The organism is uncultured Slackia sp., assembly GCF_959608125.1.
Taxonomy (GTDB): domain Bacteria; phylum Actinomycetota; class Coriobacteriia; order Coriobacteriales; family Eggerthellaceae; genus Slackia.
Genome location: NZ_CAUHPG010000013.1, coordinates 1 through 25,793, shown reverse-complemented (window position 1 = coordinate 25,793; position 25,793 = coordinate 1). Strand labels below are relative to the sequence as shown.

Here is a 25,793-nt window from a genome sequence, read left to right as displayed (position 1 = left end):
CCTACTCCGTTCCGAGCACCAGGCACGACGGGTCGTTCAGTTCGGCGATAGGCACCGCCGACCCGTTCGTGGCCTCGAGCAACTCATCCAAAGGCCCGAATTTCAGCGCGCCGAACTTGCACGCACGCACGCAATACGGGTCCTCTTCGCCCAATGCGACGCCCGCCTTCTGGCAACAGTCGCATTTGTCCATCGACACCGAGTTGTACTGCGGCACCTCGTACGGGCACGCCTGATAGCAGTACTTGCATCCGATGCACAGGTCGGGATCGACCTTCACCACGCCATGCTCGTCTTTCGAGATGGCTCCCGCGGGACACACCTTCATGCAGCTCGGGTCGGCGCAATGCATGCACGACGTCGAAATGAAGAAGGTCCTGCCGCGGCTTCGCTTGAACGAAGACACATGCCTTCTGTCGGGAGTATCGTCGGAAAGACCGTTCTCCTCTCTGCACGCCTCGACGCACCGCCCGCATCCGGAGCAGCGCGAGAGCGCCGTGAGGAAGCCGTACCTGACTTCCTCGGCGTTCGAGCCTGAGCTCGCCTCGCTGGCGGCCGCCTCGTTTCCAGAGACGGCCGCTACGCCGAGAGCAAGCGCGCAGGCGCCTGCGGCCGATGCCGTCAGCATCGCCCTGCGCGTCATGTTCACGCTTTCTCCCATTCGAATTCCTCGCTTTCACCGCCCGAAGGCGGAAGTACTTACTCTTCGACCTCGAACACCGTGCTCGAGCCGAGAGGAGACACCGTTCCGTCCTCGGCCACGGCGCGCACGTCGAGCTTGTAGATGCCAGCCTGTTCGGGGGTGTAGTCGAAGTGCCAATACACCCAGTCTTCCGCATTGGAAGAAGACGTGTCGAACGACGTCCAGGTCTCGCCGCCGTCGAGGGAGAACTCGACCGCGGTCACCTTGGTGCCGCAGTCATCGGCATAGCCTTCGAATGCGATCAGGTCGCCAACCTTGAAGCTGTCGCTCACGGTGTTGAGGATGTTCACCTTGGCGCGATAGTCGGCGTCGGGGCCTTCGACCTCGGGAACCTCCTCGGAAACGGACAGCTCGATTTCGGCCACGGCGCGCGTGAAATACTTCGCCACGGTGTCGGGAATCCACACCTGCAGGCGCTCGCCGTCGGAGAAAGGCTTGTCGCCAACCTGATAGACCAGCAGCGCCTCCTTCTCCATGACGTAGGACAGCGGCATGGGCAGGCCGTAGCCGTCTTTGTCCTTGAAGGTGATCGTATTGGCGCCTGCGCCCACGCCTGCCATTTCGACCAAGTCGGACACCTTGACGCCCGTGACGCTGGCCATAGCCACGGCCGGGCTCATGCCGCACGTGCAGCGCATGTCCTTGCGCTCGGCCTCCATGCGCTCGATCTCATCGAGGCCGATGGAGTACACCTTGTCGACGACGCCGCCCACGTTGACGTAGTAGTCCTCGTGCGTCACCTCGTCGAACGCGTAGCCGGGCTTCGCGCAGATAGTGGTCGTCGCAGTGCCGAACAGGTTGAACACCTCGTCGGCGGGGGTCAGCGTGTCCTGCGTGAACGTGAATCCGCCCTGAACGTTGGCGACCTTGTCGTAGTCGACCGCCGCGCGCTGCCACACATCGATGGGGCCTTCTTCTTTATCGCTGCTGCCCGCAAGAGCCGCATTGGGCATCATGGAGCCGATGCCGCCGAGCACCATGGTGGCGCCCATCGTGCATCCCAGCACTTTCACTCCGAAAGAACGTTTCATCGCTATTCCTCCACGTTCGTCTTCGCGGTGACCATGACCTTGTGGATGTAGCCCTCGTCGGTCACCAGGCCGGTATCGGTGGTGCCGCGGGTCATGAGCACGTAGCTGCCGTCGGTTTCGGGCGTCCAGGTGAAGGTCCACCACACCCACTGACGCGGGTCGGTCTGGCCCAGGTCGAACGCGGTCCAGGTCTTGCCGCCGTCCATCGAGAACTCGATCTTCGTCACGGCCTCGTCGAATGCATCCGCATAGCCTTCGAAGGTGAAGGGCTTGCCGGTCTCGATGATTTTGCCGTCAGGCACGCCGAGCGTGGTGACGTTGGGTTTGTTCATGTAGGGGCCCTCGTCGTAGCTGTCGAAGCCGTTCTCGGAGATGGCCGCCCAGTCCTTGTCCTCATCGGTCAGGTGATAGCCCACGCACTGCTTGACATTGCCCTGGGCGTCGTTGGCCTCGATCCAGTTGAGGCAGGGAGCGCCGGCGCTCACGCTCAGCGGCTCGCCGCCGATTTCATAGACCAGATAGACATCGTCGAACTTCTCGGGAGCAGTGCCGCGCGTGCTGTGATTCTGCGCGCCGTCGGTATGGAACTCGCGACGGTCGATAGTCACGCCGGTCACGCCTTCCTTCAGACCGCCGCCGCGCTCGATGAGCCAGTTCAGCGGAATGCCGGTGATTTCGACGTTGGAGATGCCGCCGCCGCCAGGCATGTTGTCGAGGCAGTGGATCTTCGAAATCTTGGTGACCGTCGCGCCTTCGGCCTCGGCCTCGGAGATCAGGTCTTTGAGCTTAGCGGTGTAGGGCTGGTTCACCAGACCGGTGATGTTGATTTCCCAGTTGTCCACCATTTCCTGGGGCAGGGGCAGGTCTTCGCCGTTCTTGCCCATGATGGCCAGCAGGTGGTCGTAATCGGAATGGATCCAGTCGTAGGTGAACATCTCGTCCATGGTGTTGGTCGTGGTCTGGTCGAAGGTGAATTCGCCCTGAACATCCTCTTCCTTGACGATGCCGTCCATGTGGTCGTACTTGACCTGGTCCCAAAGCTCGACGCCTTCGCCGTTCTCGGTCATGTTGTGGCAGCTCTGGCATTCGCCGCCGCGCTGCTCGAAGTTGGCGTTATTGCGTTCGCCGTAATGCACGGCATGCATGAGCGTGCCCATTTCGTAGCCGTCGTCATCGCTGTGGCACAGCATGCACTGGTCGACGGTGATCCAGTTGTTCAAAGCCGGATTGAAAATCGTGAGGTGCGAGTACTCCATGCCGGCCAGCGTGTCCTTCAGGTCCTCGTGGCAGGCGTTACAACCGCGGTTGTCGGCGTCCAGCCAGTAAGTGTTGTAGGAGTTGCCGTTCGTGTACGGACGGTTCCAGTGATATCCGCGATACTCGGTAGGCGTACGCTGCACCTTGGTGCCGTCTTCAAGCGTACGAATTTCCGGGGCGTATTCTTCGTTGATCTTGTTCTGGCGCTCGTTGATTTCGGCCAGAATGCCCTCCGCCTCTTCGTACGTGTCGGAGTATTGGGTTTCGTTCGCCGCAGCGTCGGTCTCGGCAGCGTCCTGCTGTACGCAGCCGGCGGCCATCATGGACCCGGCCGCAAGCGTCACGGCCGCAAGCGCGAGTTTCCCCTTGACTCCCCTTCCTGTTTTCCGCATTGTTCCCCCTTTCCTTTTGCGCGTCATGCGCATGTCTCGGCGCCCTCCTTTTCGCGGCGCCGGAAGAAAACCCTACCCTCCGGACAACCGCGCTTCCATCGACGTAAAGGGGCGAACTTTATATAACCCCAGGTGGAAGGCATAACCCGGTTTGGTTGATGCCTTGTCAGAAATAACTTGTCGGTTAGAATAGGGACGTTCGTGAATAAAACGCCATCGGCGCGAAGGGAGAACTATGGCACACCGCCTAGGCGCCTCGGCGCTTTGTTCTGCATATGCGGCAGTCGGCCTCGTACTGGTTTTCGTATGGTCGGCGCTGTCCGATCATGTGTTCGGCCTGCGCAGCGCACTGCCCGAATTCCTCGTGGTGAACCCTCGCGTCTTCTTCCTTGCCGGCATCCTCGCGCTCAGCATCGCCTTCGCCGCGAAGCCTAGGCTGCCCCGCGCCGCCGACGCCACGCTATCGGTGCTTTTGCCGTTCATCGGCGCCACCGGCACCGCCTGCATCGCGCTGGCATCCAATCAGAATCTATTCCCACCTGCCATGCTCTGCATCACGGGCCTTCTGGCGCTCGGTGCAGGATATTGCTGGTTCGTGGTAAGCTACGGGTTGCTGCTCGCGCGCACGGGTTCGATCGCGCGCATCGTATACTGCCTGGCCGCCGCGCTTTCCATGGAGCCCGTTGTCAGGCTGGTCATCGAATCCACCTTCTCGCAAACGGCCATTTCCGCCATTGCGGTATCGCTGCCGTTCATATCCATGGTCCTTCTGACGCTTGTGCGCTCCATGGTCGAGCGCGAGGAGCGACAAGACCCCGATGCCGAGGCAAGCGCTCGCGGGTTCGAGGGCGGCGCGAGCGACGTCGAACCGGTCGAATCAGGAAGAGAAGCGCTCAAAAGCAGGACGGGGAAGACCTTCGTCCTGCTGTTCGCCACCGCCGTCCTTCTTGCCACCGTACGCACGCTGAGCCCCTGCGGCACATGGGACGCCAAATTCGACCCCGCACCCATGACGTCGTCGTTCGGCCTCGTTGCCGCATATGCGGCGGGGGTGTTCCTCTTCGCCTGGTATGCGCTCGTACGTGCTGAAAGCCGCCCCGTGCTGACCCGCTTCCAGCCGGCGTTCCTTCTCATCGTGCTCACGTTGTTCGCATCGCTGATCATGCTGTTCTCGCAAGGTCCGCAGTCGGCGCTTCTGTACACGTTCATGATCTTGGACGATTCATTCGCGCACATGCTGTTCTGGGCATCGATCGTCTGCACGATTGCAAACGCCGCCATGCCCGGCCGCAGGGTGGTCGGCCTTGCCATGGGCGTTTACGCGGCGGTATCGACCGCCTGGCTGTTCCTTTTGGGCGATAGCGACACGCTGGATGCGCCCGTCATGGCCGTCGCCATTACGGCCATCTACCTGCTCACCATGATCGTCTCCCATACCAACACGGGCAATGTCGACATGGCGGAAAAGGGCGAGCAGGACGAAGCGCAAGAGGAATCGACCGCCCTTGCCGACCGCATCGCGGCCAGCATCGAAGAACGCTGCCTGGAAATTTCGAACGAATACAAGCTGTCGCCCCGCGAAACCGAGGTGCTCGTGCTGCTTGCCCAAGGGCGCACCCGCGTCTACATTCAAGACGAACTCGTCCTGGCGGAAAACACCGTGAAGACGCATATCGCGCATATCTACAAGAAGCTCGACGTAGGTAATCGCCAAGAAATGCTCGACCTGGTGTTCGGCAAGAACGAGGAACCCGGAGGCGCCGAACCCGCCGAAGCCCGCTAAATGCGCGGGAGGGGCCCGCGGTATGAGGGCCGATTCGCGGGTCCGACCCGCCCGCCGGCGCCGCGGCGGGGCTTTCTTGGAAAAAGAAGGCCTGTCAGGCCATTTTTTCGAGGTTCTGCCGCGCGAAAAGGCATCCGCGGTGCGCTTCGAGCTCATATATGCCGAAATACACGACGCTTTTCTCTTATATGTGGACTAACTTCGCACCGATACGGGGCCACCGCTAGCATTCCGTGCCAAACCTCGCATTTTTTGGCCTCAGGCGCCCCTTTTTTCCAAAGTACGCCGCCGAGGGCGCCGCAGCCGCGATCGCTCCCAGCCGAAACGCCGACGCCAAGAAGAAATCGGCCGCCGAAGCTCGCTAAATGCAGGAAAGGCCCGCGGTGTGCGGGCCTTTCCTATGCGGGCAGTATGTACGCCGCAGGAGCGCGGCAAGCCCTGGCAGCTTTGCAGCGTCGAGCCGTTGCGGCGGCTGGAAGGCCGTCGCAACTCTTTTACTTCATCAGCTTCGCGATTTCGTTGGCGAAGGCGACGGGATCTTCCAGAGGCATGCCCTCGACCAGGAGAGCCTGGTTGTACAGCAGGCTGGCATAGCTTGCCACCTTGTCGGCATCGCCCGCCTCCTGCGCGGCCTTGAGCGTGGCGAAAATCGGATGCTGCGCGTTCACTTCGAGCACGCGCTGGCTCCTGATGTCTTCGCCGCCGTCGGGCATCTGAGACAAAATCTTCTCCATCTCGAGCGACACAGGACCCTCAGCGGTGATGCACGCGGGCGCATCGTCGGCCGCGGCCAGGCGCGTAGACACGCTCACCCTGGACACGTGCTCGCCCAGCGCGTCCTTCATGGCGCCGAACAGGCTCTCATTTTCCTTCGCAGCCTCTTCGGCGGCCTTCTTCTCGTCTTCGGTCTCGAGGCCCAGGTCGCCCGACGCCACGTTCTTCAGCGGCTTTTCGACGAACTCCTCGCCTTCGGCGGCGGGCTTGCCGTAGCCCATCATGGCCTGGAAGCAGAACTCGTCCACATCCTGCGTGCACAGCAGCACGTCGTAGCCCTTGTTCATGACGGCCTTCACCACGGGCATCTTGACCAGGCGCTCGACCGATTCGCCGGCGGCGTAGAAGATCGCATCCTGGCCCTCGGGCATGGCGGCCACGTATTCGTCCAGCGTGACCATCTTCTCCTCTTTGGCCGAATAGAACAGCAGAAGGTCGGCCAGCTCGCCCTTGTTCATGCCGTAGCTGGTGTAGATGCCGTACTTCAGCCCGCGGCCGAACTGCTCGAAGAACGCCTCGTAAGCTTCGCGGTCGTTGTCGCGTATGTTCGCCAGTTCGCCCTTGATCTTCTTCTCGAGCTTCTTGGCGATCGCGCGCAGCTGGCTGTTGTGCTGCAGCGTTTCGCGGGAAATGTTGAGCTGCAGGTCCTGGCTGTCCACCACGCCGCGGACGAAATTAAAGTGATCGGGCAGCAGCTCTTCGCACTTCTCCATGATCATGACGTTGGAGCTGTACAGCGCCAGACCTTTCTTGAAATCCTTGCTGTACAGGTCGTACGGCGCGCGCGTGGGGATGAACATGAGCGCATCGTAGGTCAGTGCACCTTCGGCGTGGACCCTGATCGTGCGCGCGGGATCGGCCCAATCGTGGAAGTCGGACTTGTAGAACTCGTTGTATTCCTCTTCGGTCACGTCGGATTTGCTGCGCTTCCAAATCGGAATCATGGAGTTGACGGTCTCGGTTTCGGTGTAGTGCTCGAATTCGGGCTTATAGTCGTCGCCGGCATCTTCGGGCTTGGGCAGCTCGCGCGTCTTTTCGCATTCCATCTGGATGGGATAGCGCACGTAGTTGCTGTATTTCTTGATGAGATTCTTCAAGCCCCACTCGGACAGGTAGGTGTCGTAGTTTTCCTCGTCAGCGTTGTCCTTGAGGACGACCACCACGTCGGTGCCGTGGTCGGCGCGCTCGGCGGGCTCGATCGTGTAGCCCTCCACGCCGTCGCTCACCCAGCACCAGGCTTCATCGGAGCCGTAGGCGCGCGAGGTCACGCGCACCTCTTTGCCCACCATGAAGGCGGAATAGAAGCCCACGCCGAACTGGCCGATGATATCCACGTCGTCGCCCTGGGCCTCGGCGTTGTCGGTCTTGAACTCCAGGCTGCCGGAATGCGCGATGGTGCCCAGGTTCTTCTCCAACTCGTCTTTGGCCATGCCGATACCGGAATCGCTCACCGTGACGGTGCGCGCGTCGCGATCAAAGCCTACGTGAATGGCCAGCTCATCCTTGCCCACCTTTACGTCGGAATCGGTGAGGCTCTTGAAGTAAAGCTTGTCCACCGCGTCGGAAGCGTTGGAAATGAGCTCGCGCAGGAAGATTTCCTTGTTGGTGTAAATCGAGTTGATCATGAGGTCGAGCAGCTTTTTGCTCTCTGTCTTGAACTTCTTCATGGATGAAGCCTTCCTTCTTTCATGCATCGCGCGGGCGGGCCGCAACGTTATGACCGTAGGGAAATGGGCGATGGCGCCGGCATGCGAGTCGCGCTTGATGTCCATCGCATGCGGACGGTTCGCCGCGAATCGCTTTTTTAGCACTCAAGAGATGTGAGTGCTAACCTAGATTGTAGTACTGACCATTGCGCTGTCAACCGAAGCCCAAGAAGGCTCCATGCAATGTTGACGTTTCGTTGCGAAAACGAAAAAGCGCGGCCGAACCCCGACCGCGCCTCATTCCGCACAAACGAACTGCGCCGCTATTTCACGAACACGAAGGAGTCGTTCGTCGATGACTCCTGGTCAAACGCATACCCCGCCGCATCGAAGCACTTGAAATCCTCCGCGCGCTCGATCGCGTTTTCGGCGCACCAGCGCACGAAGGTGCCGCGCGCGGCCTTCGCCTCGGTCGAACGCTGCACCAGCTTGCCGTCGCGAAGCGTGCCAAACAGGCAGGTCGCCACGCGCACGTCGCCGCCCGCTTTCGCGGCGGCCTTCGCATGCGGCAGCACGGCCTTGGCGTATTCGACCGACGCCAGGTTCACAATCGTGCGTTCGCTGGCGGCATCGCCCTCCTGACGCGCCAAATCATCCGCCAGCGCCTCGTACAGGCGCGAATCCCAATAGCCGTAGAGGTCGCGCGCGCCGCCCACGGCAAGCTTCGCCTGCATTTCAAGACGGTAGGGCGCCACCGCATCGAGCGGGCGCAGCGCACCGTACAACCCCGACAGGATGCGCAGGTGCCGCTGCAGATAATCAAGCTGCTCCCCCGTCATGACCCGCGGCGCCATGTTCTGATACTGGATGCCTTCGTATGAAAACACCGCCGGCGTGCACGCCGCGCCACACGCGGGATCAATGCTGCGCACGCGTTCGTAATTCAGCTCGGCCAGCGCGTCGCTGCACTTCCACAGCGCCTTCGCCTCGTCGTAAGAAAGCGCGCGCAGCGCCTCGATCAGTTCGCACGCCTGCGGAAGAAAGCGCGGCATGTCGCGCCACGCGAACGCATCGCTTGCGTCCACCATCTTCTTGGCAGGAGAAATTATGAACAGCATGGTGTTTCTTTCTGTCGCAGCAAATACACGAAGCTAGCGTCGCGCGGCCCATCAGTCCGATATCCAATACGTATTAATCCGATAAAAAATAGCGCATTTCTTTATCGGATTATCTCGTTTTCAGGCGATCCGATAAAAAACGTTATCAAATCGCGGGTGCCTCATCGGAAGCTCGACGCGCGATCGCCTTGCCGATGCGGTGCACCACGTCCACCACGAGCGCGTTGCCCATGCAAAACGCACGGTGGCCGTCGGTCATGCCCGTGGCGGTCCAGCCTTTCGGGAAGGTCTGCAGCCGGTCGAGCTCGTCGGGCACCAGGCGGCGATATCGGCCGCTTTCGGTTTTCACCACATGCTTGAAGCGCGACGCGCCCGCGCCGCCTTCGCCCGTCAAAATGGTACGCGACGGCTTGTCGAGCGCATCAGGAAACGTCATGCCGCCTTCGCTGTACATGTACGTGAAGCCCGACGCGTGCGTGCGCTCCTCTTTCTTGGCGCCCTTAAAATACTCCCAGCGCTCGAGCTTGTCGTCGTCGATGAAAAACGCCTCGGGCACCTGCTCTTCGGGGATCAGCACGTCGCCGAGCGTGGCGAAAGGACCGCCGTACACGGGCGTCACCTCCGCGGTGAACACCTCGCCGTTCTGCATGGCGCCCGCCCCGTGGAACGGCGACGCCTTCAGGCCTTTGCCGAAGTTCTCGCTCACCTCGTACGGCTCGCCCTGCACCGCGAACGCATTCACCTTCGTGACCAGGCGATTGATGGGAAACGCCTCGGCCATCACGCCGGCTTCGCGCACGCGCTCCTCGATATTCCACGCAGGCGCGTCCTTTTCGGCATACACGTACACGCGGCGGCGGCGCTGCGGCGCACCGTAATCGGCCGCATTCACCACGCGCCACTCCACCGAATAGCCGCGCTCGTTCAGACACGCCAGCATGATGGCGAAATCGCGGCCGCGCTGCGATGCTGGCGACTTCAGCAGACGGTCGACGTTTTCAAGCAGCACGTATTTCGGCGAGCACAAGTACAGAAAGCGATAGATCTGCCACCAGAGCACGCCCTTCTTGCCCTCGATGCCGCCCGACTGGTTCTTCGGCCGCGCCACCGAGTAGTCCTGGCACGGGAAGCCGCCCACCAGCATGTCGTGCGCGGGCATAGAGCGCTCGCCCGCCTCTACCTGGTCGAGCACGCGTTCGATATCTTCATTGACGATGGATCCTTCGCCGAAACGCTCGGCATAGCAGCGCGCCGCGAACTGACGCGTTTCAGTTCCAGGAGGCTCCCACTGGTTCGCCCAGACGGTTTCGAAATCACCCGCCGCCGGCAAATGCCAGCCACGCTTTTCATCATCGTATCCGTCAAGCGCAAGACGGAACCCGCCCACGCCCGCAAACAGCTCGGCAACGCGAATCTTCGTCATGCAAGCCTCCATAGCATTCGTTCGTACCGGATCCATGATCGCAAATAGAACCCGCTCCGTCAAGATCGCACGGGCGGGCGGTGCGAACCGCATACGCCCCGGACGCAAGAAGCCCCGGCGCTCGAGGCAACCGGGGCTTCGCAAGCAAGCTATCGAAGGGTCACGCTGGAAGGCCTACGCCTGCGACGCGCCTTCCTGGGTGAGTTCGGGGTCGATCATGAAGTAATCGAGCACGTCTTTGTCGGCCTTCACCAGGTCGGCGATGTTCATGCAGCTCGTACCGACGCGGCCGATATCGTAAAGCAGCCTGTTGAACACGGCGGTCATGGCAGGCGAACATTCCTTCGCGGCCATACGCTTCATATGCGCCTTGCGTGCGCCGGTCTCGGCCTCGACCAAGCTGGCGCTCGCAGAAAACACGCGCTTCGCATCGGCGGAATCGCCCGACGCCAGGGCTTTCATGGCGCCAGCGAACATCTCTTCCGCGATAGCCATCGCCCTCTGGGCTTCGTCGATCGCGGCCTCGGAATACTTCACGCCCTTGCAGGACTTCACGATATGCCCGCACAACGCCGCCACGCGCTCCACATCGTTCAAGCCGCGCATCAGCTTCATGGTATGCGCCGCCTGGTCCTCGTTGAGAGCGCCCGCCGCGAAGATTTCGGCAAGGTAGTCGGTCACCTTTTGGCACAGCTCGCCGGCCGCCTCGGCCTTACGCGCCGCCTCGTCGATGCGCTTGGAATCGCGGTCGCGCAGGGCTGCGGAAATGTCGTGGAGCGACACGCGGATCGTTTCGCCGCAGCGCTCGATTTCCTGAGCGACCATCTGCAGCGCGACCACAGGCTGAGACATAAGACGATCGTCGAGATACATGGGCTCGGCAGGATCGGACACGACCTTCGACCCCGCGCGCTTCTCGGGAATGATACGCATGACGATCTTCACCATGAGCCAGATGAACGGCAGCCAGAGCAGGGTCATGGCGACATTGAACGACGTGTGGGCGTTCGCGATCTGGCGCGAAATGACCTCGATTTCGGGGCCCGCAGGCGAAATGGCCTGAATGAATGCAGCGAATGCGGGGATGAACCAAATGAAGATCAGGCATCCGGAGATATTGAACAAGCTGTGCGACACGGCCACGCGCTTGGCGTTGCGGCTCTGTCCGATGCTGGCAAGCAGGGCCGTGATCGTGGTGCCGATGTTGTCGCCCAACAGCACGGGAATCGCGCCCGTCAAACCGATAACGCTCGTCACGCCGTCGGGGCCGGCGGTGGCAGCCAGGTTCTGCAGCACCGCGATGGTGGCAGAACTGCTCTGGACGATGACCGTCATGATCGTGCCTACGGCAACGCCCAGAATAGGCACGTCGACCACCTGGGAAATCATATCGATGAACACGGGGCTCGTGGCCAGCGGCTTCATCGAATCGCCCATGGTCTCGATGCCCAGGAACAAAAGACCGAAGCCCAGGATGCTCAGGCCGACGCTCTTCACACGCTCGGTCTTGGCGATGAACGAAACCAAGAAGCCGATGAACACGAACGCCAAGATGTAGTCGGTGATTTTGAAGGCGATGATCTGCGCCGTGATCGTGGTGCCGATGTTGGCGCCCAAAATGATCGAAATGGCCTGGGGCAGGCCCATCAGGCGCGCGCTCACGAAGCCGATCGCCATGACCGTCGTGGCGCTCGAGCTCTGCAGCACGGCCGTCGTCAACGCACCGGCCAAAACGCCGAGAATCGGATTTTTAGTCAGAAGGGAAAGGATGCTCTTCATCTTTTCGCCGGCAACCTTTTGCAGGTTGTCGCTCATCATATTCATACCGAAGATGAAGATGGCAAGGCCGCCAAGAAGACCCAAGGCGGTAGGAAGCACGGTGTCCACGAAAGCGTTCTCCTCAGTTCGTACGGGGGCATCTGCATGAAACCATCGAGGGAGCAGTATAGCGGCCGAAACGATTCGCGTAGACTTTGCAAATGTAAAATAAATGCAAAGTCGCGCGGAGCAAAACGAGGGGCTTATGCGCTCTTATCTGCGTAAATGCAATATTGACGCCTATTTTGCATAAAAGGGCGCGCTTCGTTACCGCGATATGCATCCGAAAGCAGACACGGCGTGCAAAATGCGCCGACTAGGCAAGATGGCGACGTCGCCCAACTGCGGCGCAATCGAAGCGCCAGACACGAAGCGCTTTCGCAAAACGCGAAAAAGGCGGCCCGAAGGCCGCCTTCCCATACATATAAAACGCGATGTCCGCGCGAACGCTACGGCCTCAGGCCGCTGCCGCCCTGCAGGGTCAGCGTTTCGCCGGAAATATAGCTGGCGTCCTCGGAGCACAGGAATACGGCCGTGCGTCCGATGTCGCTTTCGGCATCGCCGAAGCGACCCGCGGGAATGCCCTGAATGGTCTTCTCGTAAGCCTCGGGATACTCTTCCTTCCAGGCGGCGAGCTGGCTGGTCATGACCAGCGGGCAAATGACGTTGCAGTTGATGCCGTCGGGGCCCCACTCGGTGGCGGCGACGCGCGTCATGCCGCGGATGCCCTCCTTCGCCGCAGCATAAGAGCTCTGGCCGTACCGGCCGAACAGGCCTGCGCCCGACGCGAAGTTCACCACGGAACCCTTCGCTTCCTTAAGGTAGGGATGGCAGTGCTTCATATAGAAGAAAGCGGCGTACAATCCGGAGAACACGGCCTTGTCGAAATCTTCTTTGGTGTGCTCGATCAACGTAAGGCCCGATGCGGAATTCTGGGCGTTATTGATCAGGAAGTCGATGCGGCCGAATTCATCGGCTACCTGCTTGACCGCGGCTTCGACCTGGGCTTCGTCGCCGCCGTCGGCCTGCAGGCACAGCACCTTGATGCCGTACAGGCGCTCGAGCTCTTCCTTGGCGTCTTCGAGCTTTTTGACGTTGCGACCTGTAATGGCCAGGTTGCAGCCCTCTTTGGCGAATGCCGTGGAAAGGCCCCAGCCGATGCCGCCGCCTTTGCCGCCGCCCGTGATGATGGCTACTTTGCCGTCGAACTTGCCCATGAAAGCCTCCTGACTTCGGGTGTTTCTTTTTACGGTCCAAACGTAATAGCGAATTGCCGGCACATGGCGCGCAATTCGCCGAAGGGCGTTTTTTCGGGCGCATACAGCACGGGTTTCGCGGAATGAAACACGCCGGAAACACTGACGGCGAGCGCGGTGCTCGATGTACGGCTTGCCGTCCGGCCGAATACAGCACATGGCGGATCGCTCGACCGCAAGGCGGCAGCAGTGCATGCACGTATAAAAAATGGGCCGACGACGAACCGTCGGCCCATCGCACAAACGCGGCGAAGGCGTATTTCGGCTACAGACGCGGCCTACATGACGAACACGACAGGCAACGCGGCCATGACCACCAGGTAGCGCAGCAGGAAGCCGCCCACCAACACGCACGCATCCACGCCGACGCTGATCATGCGAGCCTTGGAAGACTCCTCGAACTCCTTCGGAGCGAAGAAGAGCAGCCAAGTCTCGACGGCGGTCGGAGCCACCAGGCCCACGACCACCAGGCCCAGCCAGAACAGCGGAGCCCAGGAGCCGCACACCAGACCCATCACCGAATCGAATCCAGCAGTGGAGTTGTAGCTGGTGATGAAGCACAGCGCAGCCACCAGCACGATCTCGATCAGGGGCAGGCAGTAATGCGCCTTCTTCAGCAGACCCACGGCCTCGAACTCGTCGGCGAAACGTAGCGCGCCCACCAGCAGAACCGACGCCGCGCCCGCCGACATGGCGGACACCAGGAACAGAATGGGCAGCAAGGCGTTGTTCCACAGGGGGAACGTCTTGCACACGCCCAGCAAAGCGCCCGTGTACATGGCGACGCACACCGCGAATACGACGCCCGCGATTTCCAGCCATGCGGGAACGCGCTTTTTCAGGAAATCGAGCAGCAGCACGACCAGTGCGATTACCATGAAGGCCGCCAGGAACACAACACCCCAGGTCATGACCGAGAACGGATTGTGCAGCAGCAACGCGAAGCGCAGCGGGTTATGCAGGCCGGCTTCGGCGTCGACCATCAGCAGTACCAGACCGATCATCACCACGACAGGCGCGATGATATGGCCCGCCTTGCGCATGTTGGCGGCCTCGGGGTGACGCCAGCGCAGGAACGCCGACGTCACGAACGCGCCGCCGCCCAAACCGGCAAGGAACAGGTACCAGGCGATGGGAGCGCCCCAGATAGGTTCGAATGACATCCTTCATCACCTCACGTAAAAGACTTTAGCTTCGGTCAAGTCGCCGTCGATAGGCTGGGCGTTCAACTCGGCGATCTGCTTGGAAACCTCGGACTCGGGATCGTCCAGGTCGCCGAAGACGCGCACGCCGGTAGGACACGCCGTCACACACGTGCACATCTCGGTGCCGTCGAGCGCAGACACGGTGCAGAAGCGGCACTTGTCCACCGCACCCGTCTCCTCGTTGACCACGCGAGCGCCGTACGGGCAGGCGGCCATGCAGTATTTGCAGCCGATGCAGCGGCCGTGGTCGACGCACACGATGCCGTCCTCGGTGGTATACGTCGCGCCGGTCGGGCACACCGCCTGGCACGGAGCGTCCACGCAATGCATGCACTGCGTGGGAACGTGCTCGATCGTCACGTTGGGATACGTTCCACGCTCGAATTCGTGGAACTTGATGAACGATTCGTTCGGAAGCAGGTCGTTCTGCCTCTGGCACGCCGTGCGGCAGGCGAAGCAGCCTACGCACTTCTTGGTATTGATAAGCATTCCATAGCGGGCCATTACGCACCTACCTTCTTAACCGTGACCAAAATCTCGTGCGACATGGTGGAGCCGTAGCCGTTCTCGAGCTGATAGGCCTGGAAGTCGGTCGAGCGGAGGCCGATACCGTAAGCCGTATGCTGGTCCTTCGACGAGCAGCCATATGCCGGCGGCAGGAAGACGGCCGTGGGGTTGAGACGCTGGGTCACCTTGACGCGGCAGCGACCGGTGTGCCGGTCGTTGGAGACCTCCACCTCGTCGCCGTCGGAAATACCGAGCTGCTCGGCACGATCGGCATTCATCCAAATGCGCGTGAGGTCGTAATCCTGCGTGATGGCCATGAGCGGCTCGCAATTCGCCGTCATGGTGTGGCTGTGCATAGCCTGCTTGCCCGTGATCAGACGGAACTGATTGCCGCCCGCGGGCGTGACCGCAGGTGCGACCCACGTCGGCGCGGGGGTATAGCCCGCAGCGGCGCACGCCTCGCTGACGAACTGGATTTTCTCGGAAGGCGTCTTCCACTTCGGCGTCTTGCCGTATTCGAACGCCTTCTCAGGGAAGGAAATCGTACCGACCTCACGCAGCGCGTCCAGGCTCAGGCCCACCGACTTCAGCTGCGCATCGGCAAGCTCCTCCACCGTGAACGGGAAGTATTCGCCGACCCCGCACGCCTCGGCAAGACCCGTGAAGATCTCGTCGCACGGCTTGGTATTAGGATGCACGATGTCGAGAACCTTGTCGCGCAGCGAAACGGAAGGCACCATGCCGCCGTTGAACGCGGGCAACTCCAAGCGCTCGAGGAAGCTGCACTCGGGCAGCACGTAATCGGCGCACAAGGCGGTTTCCGACATCTGAATGTCCACGACGACGCACAGATCCAGGGCATCCAGGCACTCCTGCAGATACACAGGGCTGGAATAACCCGCAACCATATTGGAGTTGTAGAAGAACATGCCCTTGATCGCGCCCTCTTTCGCACGCTGGGCAGCGAACACATTCACGCCCATGCTCGAAGAAGCAAGCGGATATTCCTCGGAACCCACCTTCTTACCCTCGGGCTTCGGAACGGCGGGGAACTTCTCTTCGTCAAGCTTGCCTGCGGAAACGCTGGGAAGGAACAGCGCGCCGCCCTTTTGGTTCCAGCAGCCGAGCAGCGTATTGAACACGGCGATGGCGCGAGCCGTTTCGCCGGAGTTGGCATACTGATTGCCGAAAGCGCCGCGCCATCCTGCGTCGATGCATGCAGCAGGCGCCGCCTGGGAAAACTCGACGGCCAGGCGCTCGATATCGGCGGCGGGAATGCCGCAGATCGCCTCGGCCCAAGCAGGGGTGCAGTCCTTCACGCCGGCGGCGAACTCATCGAAGCCCACTACGTTTTCGGCCACGTAGGCGGCGTCGTAGATGCCATCGCGGATGAGTACATGGCTCATGGCAAGCAAAAACGCAAGGTCGGTGCCGGGATTGATGGGGAGCCACTCATCGGCGAATACCGTGGAGTTGTTGCAACGCGGGTCCACCATGACGACCTTCGCGCCGTTGTCGTGCGCTTTCTGCAGCGCCAGCAAATGGGCAGGACGGACGGCATCGGCCACGGAGCGGCCGATATACATGATCATCTTGGAGTTCTCGACATCGGCGGAAAAATCGCCCGCACCGATGACCTGCGAAAAGCCCGATGCCTTGGAAATGTTGCAAGCGGCACCGTGGGTGTAGTAGTTCGGCGAGCCCAGCGCGTCCATGAAACGCTTGGTGTAATATGCTCCGCTCGGACGCGGGTCCTGCACCATGGCGAGCGCCTGAGGGCCGTCCGAATCCAGGATAGCCTTCACCTTGTCGCCGATTTCCTGATAGGCCTGCTCCCAGCTAATGACCTCGAATTCGCCCTTGTCGTTCTTCTTCAAAGGATCGGTCAAACGGTCCTTTGAATAAACGATGGCGGGATAGCCGTAGCCGCGCGCGCAAATCTTGCCCTGGGCATGCGCATCGTATTCGTTGGGAATAAGCTTGGACAGGCGGCCGCGCTTGACATAGGCCTTGTATCCGCACTTGCTCGAACAGGCGTTGCACATGCTATAGGCAAACCAAGAACCCTCGTCGGACGCGGGTTCGTCAGCGCACGCCTGCTTCCACGCGCCGAAGCTCATGTATCCGCCCGCTGCGGCAAGAGCGGCCACTCCTGCGCTGCCGGCCAGAAAGCTTCGCCTTGTAATAGCGTTTTCTGACATTCTCGGTTCCTCTCTTATAAAGAACGTTTTCTATGCCGACATGTCGCCGGACGCACACGAATCCGCCGCGACGGATGCCGCCTTCGCTGCTTCGCCGCCTACGATGCCGACCAAGGCATCGACAAGCGCGACGAAAAACGGTGCTGCGGGATCATCGAGGCTCGCGAGGCGCCGACGGTAATCGGCCAGCCAACCGAAACGCTCCGACAGAAACGAACGGGCCTCGGATTCGCACCCCGACCGCTGCAAAACGGCCAGCATGTCCAGCTCCAAGGCAAGATGATCGGGCCACGCCCGATAGGCGGACGGAAGGGAAAGGCCCATGCGTTCGATGAGCTCTTCCATATAACGAGCCGGCTCGGCGCCATAGCCTGCACCGCGCGCGGCGTCGGGCGCGGCGTCGGGGCGATACAGCGATTCGACCGGCAGTGCCGACCCGGGAAGCCCTCCCGTGAAATGACGGCGGCAAAAACCGTCGTAATCGGCGAATGACGGCGGAGTCTTCAGAGCGCCGATCCAACAGGCGCCCGAACGGCCGTCCGATGCGCAAGTCCCGACCGAGGCGCCGAGTCCTTCAACGAAGCCCTCCCATACCTCGGGAGCGGTCAGCTCGACATAGCCCGCTTCGTCCATTCCGGCGAAGCACTGCGCCGCGACCGAAAACACGGCTGGATTGCCCATGGCGTCATCCCCTTTTTCGTTCGTCCTCTTCGAAACGTCGTGATGTTTCCGGTAGGGCGCTACGCTTCGACGAGCGTGGCGGTGCGCACGATGCCCTTGTCAATGGCCTCCTGCGCAATGTCTTTCCAGTCGACGAACTTGATCGCGCCGTTCGGGCACTGTACGGCGCAGCGGCCGCACGCGATACACTTCGTGGAAACGCCCGTCTCGGTATCGACGACCGGCATATTCCAGGGGCAGGCCTCATGGCACATACCGCAGCCGATGCACGCCTCGGGATCGACCACGCGGGCGCCGGTCTCGGGGTCGGGAGCAATGGCATGCACGGGGCAGTTCTTCGCGCACCATGCATCCTTGCACTGCTTGCAATGCTCGACGGTGAACTGGCAGTTGCCGAAAATGCCGTCCTGGCTTTCGCCGCCCGGCCCGAAGTTATAGTTCTGCCACACGCGCACGCGGGCGGTGTTCTGGCACGCGCGACCGTCGTTGCGAAGCGAGCACATGAGCTCGCAACGCTGGCAACCCGAACAACGGGCGCGATCGGTCACGATAAGTTTCTGCGGCATGGGATCGAGCACGATGCGGCCCGATGCGATGCTGTCTTCGACGACACCCCATTTCGCAAGCGCGCCGCCCGCGATGAGGCCGGCCAAGCCGACGCCGACGCCGCCGATGACGACCTGACGACGAGTGAAGCCCCCCTGCGCTGCCTTGCCTTCGGTCGATGCCTTCTCGGCGGAATCGACCAGCTGCTCTGAAGCGCCCTTCTTCTCCTCCATCGAATGTTCCTTTCCTAGGTCCTTCTGAATCAAGGACACATACCCCCTCAAAACGCACTTCGCACAGCAGCCATAATGCCGCTCCACCACTGAAGGCCGTACCCTCCTTCGGGGCAAAATCGCAGATGAGCAACAATCCCCTCAAAGAGGGGACACGAAAAACAAGGGACTGCGCATAATGGCAACCGACCGGAAACGGTCGCATACGCACATGCCTCCGCACACGTCGCTTCACGTCACTGTTTTCAGACAAGACTTGGAGATCAGACAATGGCAAAAGAAGACAACATCTCGTTCGGCTGGGCCGGCAAGATCGCGCGCGTCAATCTGACCACTGGCGCCATCTCGGTCGAATCCACCGATCCGTACAAGCAATATATCGGCGGCATGGGCATCGCCAACAAAATCATGTACGACGAAGTGCCCGCCGGAACCGACCCGCTTGCTCCGGAGAGCAAGGTCATTTTCGCCGTGGGCCCGCTGACCGCATCGGGCGTGCCTCTGGCCGGCCGCACCACGCTTGCTCACCTGTCCACCTTCACCAAAGACCACCTGGTGGTCGATTCCCACATGGGCGGCATGTTCGGCGCCAAGCTGAAGCTCGCCGGCTGGGACGCGCTGATCGTCGAGGGCGCATCCGACGTTCCCGTTTTCATCAAAATCATCGATGGCGATATCACCATCGAATCTGCCGACGGCGTATGGGGCCTTGGCACCCGTGCCGCGACCGAGGCGCTCAACACTCTCGTCTCCGACAAAGCGTGCGTCGCCACCATCGGCCCCGCGGGCGAAAACCTGCTGCCGTACTCCAATATCATCAACGCCCGCAACCATTCCGCAGGCGCAGGCGTCGGCGCAATCCTCGGATCCAAGAAGTGCAAAGCCGTCGTCGTCGAGGGCAACGGCTCCGTGTACGTCAAGGACCCGAAAGCCGTGGCAGAGCTGTCCGACTACATGCTTGCCGACATCATCGGCTCCAACAACAACCACGTCGTTCCCTCCACCCAGCAGGAATGGGCGGAATTCTACGACGAGGGCAGCCGTTGGACCGCTCGTGACGGTCTGACCTGGGCTCTGGCCGAGGGCGGCCCGATCAACACCGGCGAGCCCAAGCCCGGCGAGCTCAACACCGTTGGTTACCGCTGCATGAAGTCCACCAAGGACCTCGGTCCCGCAGCCGAAAAGTACACCGTAAAGATGAACGGTTGCCACAGCTGCCCGATCCACTGCTACTCCGACCTGCGCGTCGAGGCGGCAGGCTCCACCGCGGGCTTCGAGACCGTCGGCAACACCTGCGCGGCCAACTTCCCCGTTTCCATCTATATGAAGAAGATCTTGGGCCTCGAAATCGCCGATGACGAGAGCGTGCTGTGGGACATGACCACCCAGGCCACGATGGACAACCTGGGCCTGTGGTGCAACTACGCGCAGCTCTACCGCGACATCGCCCACTGCTACCGCGCCGGCGTCTTCGAGAAGAACCTGCCCGCCGAGGAGTACGCCTCGATCAACTGGGCCGGCTTCGAGAACGAGTCCAAAGACCCCACCGTCATGGTGGAGATCCTGACCAAGCTCGCGAAGAACGACTCCGAACTCGCCTACATCGGCTACGGCCCCTTGGTATGGTGCGAGCGCTGGAACGACCAGGGCTGGTTCGACACCGCCACCTCCACGCTGATCAACTACCGCGGCTGGCCCGTGCATCACGCCATCGAGTGCTTCGGCCAGGTCGGCGCCGTGTACAACATGATGTTCAACCGCGACGACATGATCCACTCCGCCGTCAACTTCCAGGGCTGCGGCCTTCCGTGGGAAATCAAGCAGCAGATCGCCAAGGAGGTCTGGGGCAGCGAGACGGCCATCGACCAGAACAAGAACTACACGCCGATGAACGAGTACAAGGCGAAGTTCTGCTGGTGGAGCATCGTCACCGACGTCCTGCATGACTGCCTGACCCTGTGCAACTGGGTGTGGCCGATGACCATGTCGCCCAGCAAGTCCCGCGACTACCGCGGCGACCTGGACCTCGAGGCGAAGTTCTACACCGCCGTCACCGGCGAGGAGATGACCCGCGACGAGCTATACAAGCGCGCCGCCTCCGTCATGACGCTGCAGCGCGCCAACACCGTGCGCGGCATGGGCACCAACGACATGCGCAACGAGCATGACACCATCACCGAGTGGGTGTTCACGAAGGATCCCGAGATCCAGCCCTTCACCGCAGGCACCGACAAGATGGAGCGCGAGGACTTCCAGACCGCTCTGGGCATGGTCTACAGGGAATTCGGCTGGGACGAGCAGAAGGGCTGCCCGACCGCCGCATGCCTCGACGACTACGGCATGGCAGACGTCAAAGACGAACTGCAGTCTCTCGGCCTGCTGTAAGACCGCCCCTTCTCTTCCTCGTGGCCGTCGGCGCGACGCACGGCGGCCACGACCCGGACCAAGGGAAGTCGGCATCCTCTAACGACGAAAAAAGGCTTCCGGACCGGGTCCGGAAGCCTTTTTCTTGCAATGATCGCGAAAGCGCTACTCGCGGGCCTTCGCCTGCCGCCAGAGCTCTTCCATCTCGTCCATGGAAAGCTCGGACACGTCGCAGCCCTTGGCCCACGCCGCGCCTTCGATGAAGGACCAGCGGCGACGGAATTTCGCGCACGAGCGACGCAGGGCGCCTTCGGCATCCACGTGGTGCCAGCGTGCCACGTTGACCAGCGCGAACAGAATGTCACCGAACTCGTCCTCGGCCTCGTCGGCGTTGGCGGCGGCCTTGAACTCCGCGACTTCCTCCATAACCTTGCCCCACACGCCGTCGACATCATCCCATTCGAAGCCTGCAGCGGCCGCCTTTCGTGAAATCTTCTGAGCCTGCATCAGCGCGGGAAAGCTCGTCGGCACCCCTTCGAGCAAGCCCGTGTGCTCGAATGCCTGCGCATCGGCGCTTTGCTTCTCCTTCATTTTCACGGAATCCCAGATATCGAGCACCTCGGCGCTGTCGTGCGCGGCCTGCTCGCCGAACACGTGCGGATGACGGCGGATCATCTTGGCGTCGACGTCGCGGCACACGTCGTCGATCGTGAACTCGCCTTCGTCGGCCGCGATCTGGCTCTGCAGCACCACCTGCAGCAGCACGTCGCCGAGCTCTTCACGCAAATGAGCCACGTCTCCCGACTCGATGGCGTCCACCGCCTCGAACGCTTCTTCGATCATGTTGTGCGCGATGCTTTCGTGCGTCTGTTCGCGATCCCACGGACACCCGTCGGGCGCGCGCAGGGCCGCAATGGTCTTCACGAATGCATCGAACGCCTCTCGACGCCCCTCAGGCGCCTGTCCTTTATCGGCCATGGGCCTCCCTTCGTCATGCGGCCGCGCCGCATCTGCGTTTCCGCACCGAGCATAGCGCAGCGTCGGGCGGCGTGGCAGGCGCGCGCGGCGATTCGCGCGAAAGGCGGCCGCACGGAAACGCCGGAGGCTAGTTCTTCGCGAAACGCAGCGAGATGCGCTGGTCGCGCAGCGAGCAATGCTGGCAAATCGAGCACGCCACGCTGCATTCATCGCACGGCACGCGCTCTTCGATCCAGGCGATATCGCGGCCGGCGCGGATATAGAAATCGCCGATAGCCGCACGAATAGCGCATGCAGCAAGGTAAGGCCTTGTCACACGGTCAGCAGGCATTTTACCCATCTCTTTTTTCAGGTCGTTCGCCGTAACGGCCAAAGCTTCGTCGATCGTCTTGCCCTCCACCGTTTCGGCGGCAAGGCTCGCCGCGGCGATCGTGGCCACGTCTCCACGGCAACGGAAGCCCGCGCGCACGAACGTCTCGGTGTCGGGGTCGATCGTGGCGAACAGCTGCACGGCGCGTTCGCCATGCTTGGAAACGCCCGCCATGGATGCGGCGTTGCAATCCTCGGGAATGCCCGCATGCTCGAAGCGGCCCGCCAGCTCCACGATGCGCGGCGAATAGACGCTCATGTCCTCTTCAGGGTCCACCTGATAGATGTCCTGCGTTCGGATGATGCGCACCGTCTTGCCACTGGCCTGGTGTTTCGCAGGCTCTGAATCAGAGAAGTCGATGTTTTCGTGACCTTCGTAATCGTACATGGAGCCTCCTACATGTTGGCGCGACGCTCGACCGATTCCCATTCGGCCAAAGCCTTCGCCTGCGCGTCGCTCAGATAATCGATGGAATAGAAATACACATCGCCATTGGATGCGCTGCACGTTTTCACATCAGGATACAGGCCCGATTCCTGCACGGCCTCGAACGCGGCCGCGATGCGCTCCGCGGTCATATAGACCGGGCGGTTCGTCAGCGATTTCGCCTTCATAGGACGCGGATAGACTTTCGACTCGTGGCGCGCGTTTTCGACCAGCGTGGCCACGTCATCGTTCTCGGCGGCAAGAAACGCCCAACGCGCGAACGATTCGCTCATCTCGTCGGTCGAATACAGATAGACGCTCGAGCCCTCCAGAACCGCGATGTCGTCGAGCTCCCAAACCTCTTCCAGAGCCTCGGCCGCAAGGCCGTGCTCCTCTGCGGCTTCGCCGGACCCGCCCGCAGCGGCTTCGGCCGTCGCGGACGTGACGGGCTGAACGGCGGGTTCCGCAGAAGCATCCGCCTCGGAATCGGCAGGCGCCGGCGCGTCAGCGCCCTGGCGAGCCTCGGCGCCGGAAGCCTCGACGGCTGCAGCGTCCGCAAACGAAGCTTCTTTCGCCGCAGCCTCTGCCGCCTCGCGACGCTCTTGGGCCTTGGCCTGCGCGTCGATAATCGTATCGAATACCAGCGCCGTGAACGGGCCCGCCTCCATGTGCTCGGGAACAAGGCCCACCGACTCCCAATAATCGGGAGTAGTCAGTTCGCCGCCGCGAGAACGCAGGCGGATGTCGTCGAACACGGTCTGCAACGCCTCGTGCTCGAAATACGCCTCGCGCTGGGCGTCGTCCATCGCGGCGATGCGCTGTTCTTCGGCCGCGCGCGCCTCGTCGGGATCAACCAGGTCGGACACGTCGCGACCGGAAAGCATGGCAGCGAGGAATTCCTCTTCCGGAGTGCGTTGCATAGCCTCCGCGTCGAAAACGCCGCCCCCGGCGGCCACATCGGCCTGACGGCCTTCGAATGCCTCGTTCATATACGCCCCTCTTTCAATCGCTCGGGCAACGCGGCGACAGCCGCGCATGCAAAACAACCAATGCGCCCATGCTGCCACGACCTCGGACAAAGCCTGTACCCTCTTTCAGGATATATAACATCCTTCTTGTGGAAACCTCCGCGAAACCCGGCGGAAACCGCATCGAGCGCGACGAGCATGCGGCACGGCTCGAACGTCGACGCCGATGCGGCGTTATAATGGCAGTTCTTAGTTCTGGAGGGGGAACTTTCATATGACGCGACATGCCGAAACCAGCAAAACCATGTCGGACATCGCCCAGGCCTGGCGGCTTCTCGCCCCGACGGTCCTCGGCCTGATGTGCGCGCGACTCGGCCTGATCGTGGCCACTTACGGAAGCTACGCAAGCACCGATGCCGGCGTATTCACCGACGGCAGCAGCTTGGCCGCCATGGCGCCGATCGTCATACTCATGCTGTACCTAGGCGCCACACGCAAACGCCTTCCTAAAAAAGCCGTCTTCATACTCACCGCCGCAGCCATAGCGATCCAGTCGACAGCCACCATCCTGCTGGGCGTACTCATACTCCTGCCCGAAACGTGGCGCTTCTTCGAACTCGTTCTGTCAACGATAATCACGCTTGCAAGCTGGATAGCCATCTTCTATTGGCTTCGCAGAGCGCGGGGCACATCCTCGTCGGCCGCAGCAGCAATCGCATTCGGGTCGCTTCTGCTCAGCGAACCTATCATCTACGTCGCATCGCTGCTGCCGCGAGGCATGGCATGCATCGCCGTAGGCATGGCGGCATCCCTTCAATTCTTCTTCCAAAAAAAGGCGCGCCTCAAGCCTCTTCCCGAAAAGGCGCACGCAGACAAAATGCCGATCGGATACTTCGGATTCGCCAAGCGCACGCAAGATGGCGTGCACGTGCTGGGCGTTCTTGCGTTCGGCATGTTCGTCTTATCGATCGCCGTGGGCGCGTTACGCGGATTTCCCAACGGCCAGGCCGTGCCGTTCCAGCCCGCTACCCGCATCGGATACATGCTCGTCGTCATGACGTTTTTCGCCGTGCTGATCTGGCAATCGTTTCGTGGATCACGCAGCATCATGTCCACTACGATCTGGCTCATGCTTGAAATGTTCGGCATCTTCGCCGTGGCGGCCTATGCGGCCTTCCCCGATGCGCCCGACATCGGTGCGATGTTCACAACCGTGTTCAACGCAGGCATGACAGGATTCATGTGGTACCTGGTGATCGCGTTCTCGAGCTTCGGCAAACGCGACCCCTATTATTACGCGGCCGCAGGATGGACCGTCTATATTCTTCCGCGCGCCCTTGCGCGCTCGGGCATCGTGGCGATCGCCCCCTACGCCTCGGGCGACGCCCTGCAAACGGCCATCGTGGCCGGGCCCATCCTGGCAAGCGCCCAAGTGGCATTCATCCAACTGGTCTGGGTGGACCATCGCGAAAAAGACGGCGCCGACAGCAGCACGTCGAAAAGCATACAGACGCTTCTCGGCCTCGACGACGTCGATGACGTTCCCGACGACCCCGAGAGCATCCGCCGCGCCCTTATGCAGAACAACACACGGCAGCTCCAGGAACAGTTCATGCTTTCCGACCGTGAAACCGAAGTACTTACGCTGTACGCGCTCGGCCTGACGCAGCGCAAAATCGCCGACGAGCTATGCATCTCGCCCGGCACCGCGCATACGCACATCAAGCGTATCTACGCAAAGACCGACCTCCACTCACGCCAGGAGATTCTCGACTACATCGCCCAATACACCGCCTAAACGCACGAAAGCCGCCAGAAGGGCGGCTTTCGACTCCGATGCAATGTACGCGAAAAAGCGAGTTAGTCCTCGACGATTTCGGTGATGCAGCCCATGGGACACTCTTCGACGCAGTCGCCGCATGCGATGCAAGCGTCTTCGTTCTCGAGCACGACAACGCCGCCGGCGATCTCAAGAACGCCCTGAGGGCATGCGTCGACGCAGATGCCGCAGCCGATGCATTCATCGGTTTCAAGTACGGGATGAGGCATAACATACTCCTTTTTCCATCGGATACACCGGCGCTCGCAGCAAGACGAGCTCCTATCGTCTGCA

At 61.5% G+C, this 25,793-nt stretch carries 20 protein-coding genes; 3 read left to right on the top strand and 17 right to left on the bottom strand.

The features are described from left to right. Position 1: 1 nt before the first annotated feature. Genes Q6E04_RS05445 through Q6E04_RS05435 form a run of 3 tightly spaced genes read right to left on the bottom strand, consistent with a single transcriptional unit; the run spans position 2 to position 3,383 of the window. Positions 2-661, bottom strand: coding sequence for a 4Fe-4S dicluster domain-containing protein (locus Q6E04_RS05445; RefSeq protein WP_303249793.1), 660 nt, complete (start codon positions 659-661; stop codon positions 2-4). Between the two features lie 38 nt (positions 662-699). Beyond that, positions 700-1,734 carry a molybdopterin-dependent oxidoreductase gene (locus Q6E04_RS05440; RefSeq protein WP_303249792.1) on the bottom strand — a complete coding sequence of 345 codons (1,035 nt, stop codon included), beginning with the start codon at positions 1,732-1,734 and terminating at the stop codon, positions 700-702. A 2-nt stretch (positions 1,735-1,736) separates the two neighbouring features. After that, the gene (locus tag Q6E04_RS05435; protein WP_303249791.1) at positions 1,737-3,383 is read right to left on the bottom strand and encodes a molybdopterin-dependent oxidoreductase; all 1,647 of its coding nucleotides are present in this window, start codon (positions 3,381-3,383) and stop codon (positions 1,737-1,739) included. Positions 3,384-3,618: 235 nt separating this feature from the next. On the opposite strand from Q6E04_RS05435, the gene Q6E04_RS05430 reads away from it, so the two are divergent. Continuing rightward, on the top strand, positions 3,619-5,166 hold the full coding sequence (locus Q6E04_RS05430) for a response regulator transcription factor (RefSeq protein ID WP_303249790.1): 1,548 nt from the start codon (positions 3,619-3,621) through the stop codon (positions 5,164-5,166). Positions 5,167-5,660: 494 nt separating this feature from the next. Here the strand turns inward: Q6E04_RS05430 and htpG are convergent, their stop codons facing one another. The 10 genes from htpG to Q6E04_RS05380 all read right to left on the bottom strand — a co-directional run bounded on the left by htpG (position 5,661) and on the right by Q6E04_RS05380 (position 18,574). After that, complete coding sequence (gene htpG, locus Q6E04_RS05425) at positions 5,661-7,607, bottom strand: molecular chaperone HtpG (protein ID WP_303249789.1); 1,947 nt, start codon at positions 7,605-7,607, stop codon at positions 5,661-5,663. Between the two features lie 302 nt (positions 7,608-7,909). Then, a complete protein-coding gene (gene yaaA, locus Q6E04_RS05420; RefSeq protein WP_303249788.1) occupies positions 7,910-8,704 on the bottom strand; it encodes a peroxide stress protein YaaA in 795 nt (264 codons plus the stop codon). A 145-nt stretch (positions 8,705-8,849) separates the two neighbouring features. Continuing rightward, positions 8,850-10,127 carry a DNA (cytosine-5-)-methyltransferase gene (gene dcm / locus Q6E04_RS05415; RefSeq protein ID WP_303249787.1) on the bottom strand — a complete coding sequence of 426 codons (1,278 nt, stop codon included), beginning with the start codon at positions 10,125-10,127 and terminating at the stop codon, positions 8,850-8,852. 174 nt (positions 10,128-10,301) lie between these two features. Further along, positions 10,302-12,014, bottom strand: a complete 1,713-nt coding sequence (locus tag Q6E04_RS05410; protein WP_303249786.1) for a Na/Pi cotransporter family protein — start codon at positions 12,012-12,014, stop codon at positions 10,302-10,304. Between the two features lie 380 nt (positions 12,015-12,394). Further along, positions 12,395-13,162, bottom strand: coding sequence for an SDR family NAD(P)-dependent oxidoreductase (locus Q6E04_RS05405; protein WP_303249785.1), 768 nt, complete (start codon positions 13,160-13,162; stop codon positions 12,395-12,397). A gap of 317 nt (positions 13,163-13,479) precedes the next feature. Next, positions 13,480-14,364, bottom strand: a complete 885-nt coding sequence (gene nrfD / locus Q6E04_RS05400) for an NrfD/PsrC family molybdoenzyme membrane anchor subunit (RefSeq protein WP_303249784.1) — start codon at positions 14,362-14,364, stop codon at positions 13,480-13,482. Between the two features lie 6 nt (positions 14,365-14,370). Beyond that, positions 14,371-14,910 carry a 4Fe-4S dicluster domain-containing protein gene (locus Q6E04_RS05395; protein ID WP_303249783.1) on the bottom strand — a complete coding sequence of 180 codons (540 nt, stop codon included), beginning with the start codon at positions 14,908-14,910 and terminating at the stop codon, positions 14,371-14,373. Beyond that, positions 14,910-17,114, bottom strand: a complete 2,205-nt coding sequence (locus tag Q6E04_RS05390) for a molybdopterin-dependent oxidoreductase (RefSeq protein WP_303249782.1) — start codon at positions 17,112-17,114, stop codon at positions 14,910-14,912. The genes Q6E04_RS05395 and Q6E04_RS05390 overlap by 1 nt, the downstream gene beginning before the upstream one ends. Before the next feature lie 30 nt (positions 17,115-17,144). Then, entirely contained in the window at positions 17,145-17,795 is a 651-nt protein-coding gene (locus Q6E04_RS05385; protein WP_303249781.1) for a molecular chaperone TorD family protein, read from the bottom strand. Positions 17,796-17,854: 59 nt separating this feature from the next. Continuing rightward, positions 17,855-18,574, bottom strand: coding sequence for a 4Fe-4S binding protein (locus tag Q6E04_RS05380; RefSeq protein WP_303249780.1), 720 nt, complete (start codon positions 18,572-18,574; stop codon positions 17,855-17,857). 270 nt (positions 18,575-18,844) lie between these two features. Between Q6E04_RS05380 and Q6E04_RS05375 the strand changes: the two genes are divergently transcribed. Next, complete coding sequence (locus Q6E04_RS05375) at positions 18,845-20,959, top strand: aldehyde ferredoxin oxidoreductase (protein ID WP_303249779.1); 2,115 nt, start codon at positions 18,845-18,847, stop codon at positions 20,957-20,959. A gap of 144 nt (positions 20,960-21,103) precedes the next feature. Here the strand turns inward: Q6E04_RS05375 and mazG are convergent, their stop codons facing one another. The 3 genes from mazG to Q6E04_RS05360 all read right to left on the bottom strand — a co-directional run bounded on the left by mazG (position 21,104) and on the right by Q6E04_RS05360 (position 23,701). Further along, positions 21,104-21,916: a nucleoside triphosphate pyrophosphohydrolase gene (gene mazG, locus Q6E04_RS05370; RefSeq protein WP_303249778.1), complete on the bottom strand. Its 813-nt coding sequence runs from the start codon at positions 21,914-21,916 to the stop codon at positions 21,104-21,106. A 127-nt stretch (positions 21,917-22,043) separates the two neighbouring features. After that, positions 22,044-22,673: an iron-sulfur cluster assembly scaffold protein gene (locus Q6E04_RS05365; RefSeq protein ID WP_303249777.1), complete on the bottom strand. Its 630-nt coding sequence runs from the start codon at positions 22,671-22,673 to the stop codon at positions 22,044-22,046. A gap of 8 nt (positions 22,674-22,681) precedes the next feature. After that, the gene (locus tag Q6E04_RS05360) at positions 22,682-23,701 is read right to left on the bottom strand and encodes a hypothetical protein (protein ID WP_303249776.1); all 1,020 of its coding nucleotides are present in this window, start codon (positions 23,699-23,701) and stop codon (positions 22,682-22,684) included. 253 nt (positions 23,702-23,954) lie between these two features. Between Q6E04_RS05360 and Q6E04_RS05355 the strand changes: the two genes are divergently transcribed. Then, positions 23,955-25,478, top strand: coding sequence for a response regulator transcription factor (locus Q6E04_RS05355; protein WP_303249775.1), 1,524 nt, complete (start codon positions 23,955-23,957; stop codon positions 25,476-25,478). Between the two features lie 62 nt (positions 25,479-25,540). Here the strand turns inward: Q6E04_RS05355 and Q6E04_RS05350 are convergent, their stop codons facing one another. Further along, positions 25,541-25,729 carry a 4Fe-4S binding protein gene (locus Q6E04_RS05350; protein WP_123198312.1) on the bottom strand — a complete coding sequence of 63 codons (189 nt, stop codon included), beginning with the start codon at positions 25,727-25,729 and terminating at the stop codon, positions 25,541-25,543. Positions 25,730-25,793: the final 64 nt, after the last annotated feature.

Coding starts and splice junctions, on each gene's coding strand:
- Q6E04_RS05440 (WP_303249792.1), bottom strand. CDS start 1,734: ATGAAACGTTCTTTCGGAGTGAAAGTGCTGGGATGCACGATGGGCGCC.
- dcm (WP_303249787.1), bottom strand. CDS start 10,127: ATGACGAAGATTCGCGTTGCCGAGCTGTTTGCGGGCGTGGGCGGGTTC.
- Q6E04_RS05435 (WP_303249791.1), bottom strand. CDS start 3,383: ATGCGGAAAACAGGAAGGGGAGTCAAGGGGAAACTCGCGCTTGCGGCC.
- Q6E04_RS05395 (WP_303249783.1), bottom strand. CDS start 14,910: ATGGCCCGCTATGGAATGCTTATCAATACCAAGAAGTGCGTAGGCTGC.
- Q6E04_RS05380 (WP_303249780.1), bottom strand. CDS start 18,574: ATGGAGGAGAAGAAGGGCGCTTCAGAGCAGCTGGTCGATTCCGCCGAG.
- htpG (WP_303249789.1), bottom strand. CDS start 7,607: ATGAAGAAGTTCAAGACAGAGAGCAAAAAGCTGCTCGACCTCATGATC.
- Q6E04_RS05360 (WP_303249776.1), bottom strand. CDS start 23,701: ATGAACGAGGCATTCGAAGGCCGTCAGGCCGATGTGGCCGCCGGGGGC.
- Q6E04_RS05385 (WP_303249781.1), bottom strand. CDS start 17,795: ATGGGCAATCCAGCCGTGTTTTCGGTCGCGGCGCAGTGCTTCGCCGGA.
- Q6E04_RS05405 (WP_303249785.1), bottom strand. CDS start 13,162: ATGGGCAAGTTCGACGGCAAAGTAGCCATCATCACGGGCGGCGGCAAA.
- nrfD (WP_303249784.1), bottom strand. CDS start 14,364: ATGTCATTCGAACCTATCTGGGGCGCTCCCATCGCCTGGTACCTGTTC.
- Q6E04_RS05375 (WP_303249779.1), top strand. CDS start 18,845: ATGGCAAAAGAAGACAACATCTCGTTCGGCTGGGCCGGCAAGATCGCG.
- Q6E04_RS05430 (WP_303249790.1), top strand. CDS start 3,619: ATGGCACACCGCCTAGGCGCCTCGGCGCTTTGTTCTGCATATGCGGCA.
- Q6E04_RS05355 (WP_303249775.1), top strand. CDS start 23,955: ATGACGCGACATGCCGAAACCAGCAAAACCATGTCGGACATCGCCCAG.
- Q6E04_RS05445 (WP_303249793.1), bottom strand. CDS start 661: ATGGGAGAAAGCGTGAACATGACGCGCAGGGCGATGCTGACGGCATCG.
- Q6E04_RS05390 (WP_303249782.1), bottom strand. CDS start 17,114: ATGTCAGAAAACGCTATTACAAGGCGAAGCTTTCTGGCCGGCAGCGCA.
- yaaA (WP_303249788.1), bottom strand. CDS start 8,704: ATGCTGTTCATAATTTCTCCTGCCAAGAAGATGGTGGACGCAAGCGAT.
- Q6E04_RS05350 (WP_123198312.1), bottom strand. CDS start 25,729: ATGCCTCATCCCGTACTTGAAACCGATGAATGCATCGGCTGCGGCATC.
- Q6E04_RS05365 (WP_303249777.1), bottom strand. CDS start 22,673: ATGTACGATTACGAAGGTCACGAAAACATCGACTTCTCTGATTCAGAG.
- mazG (WP_303249778.1), bottom strand. CDS start 21,916: ATGGCCGATAAAGGACAGGCGCCTGAGGGGCGTCGAGAGGCGTTCGAT.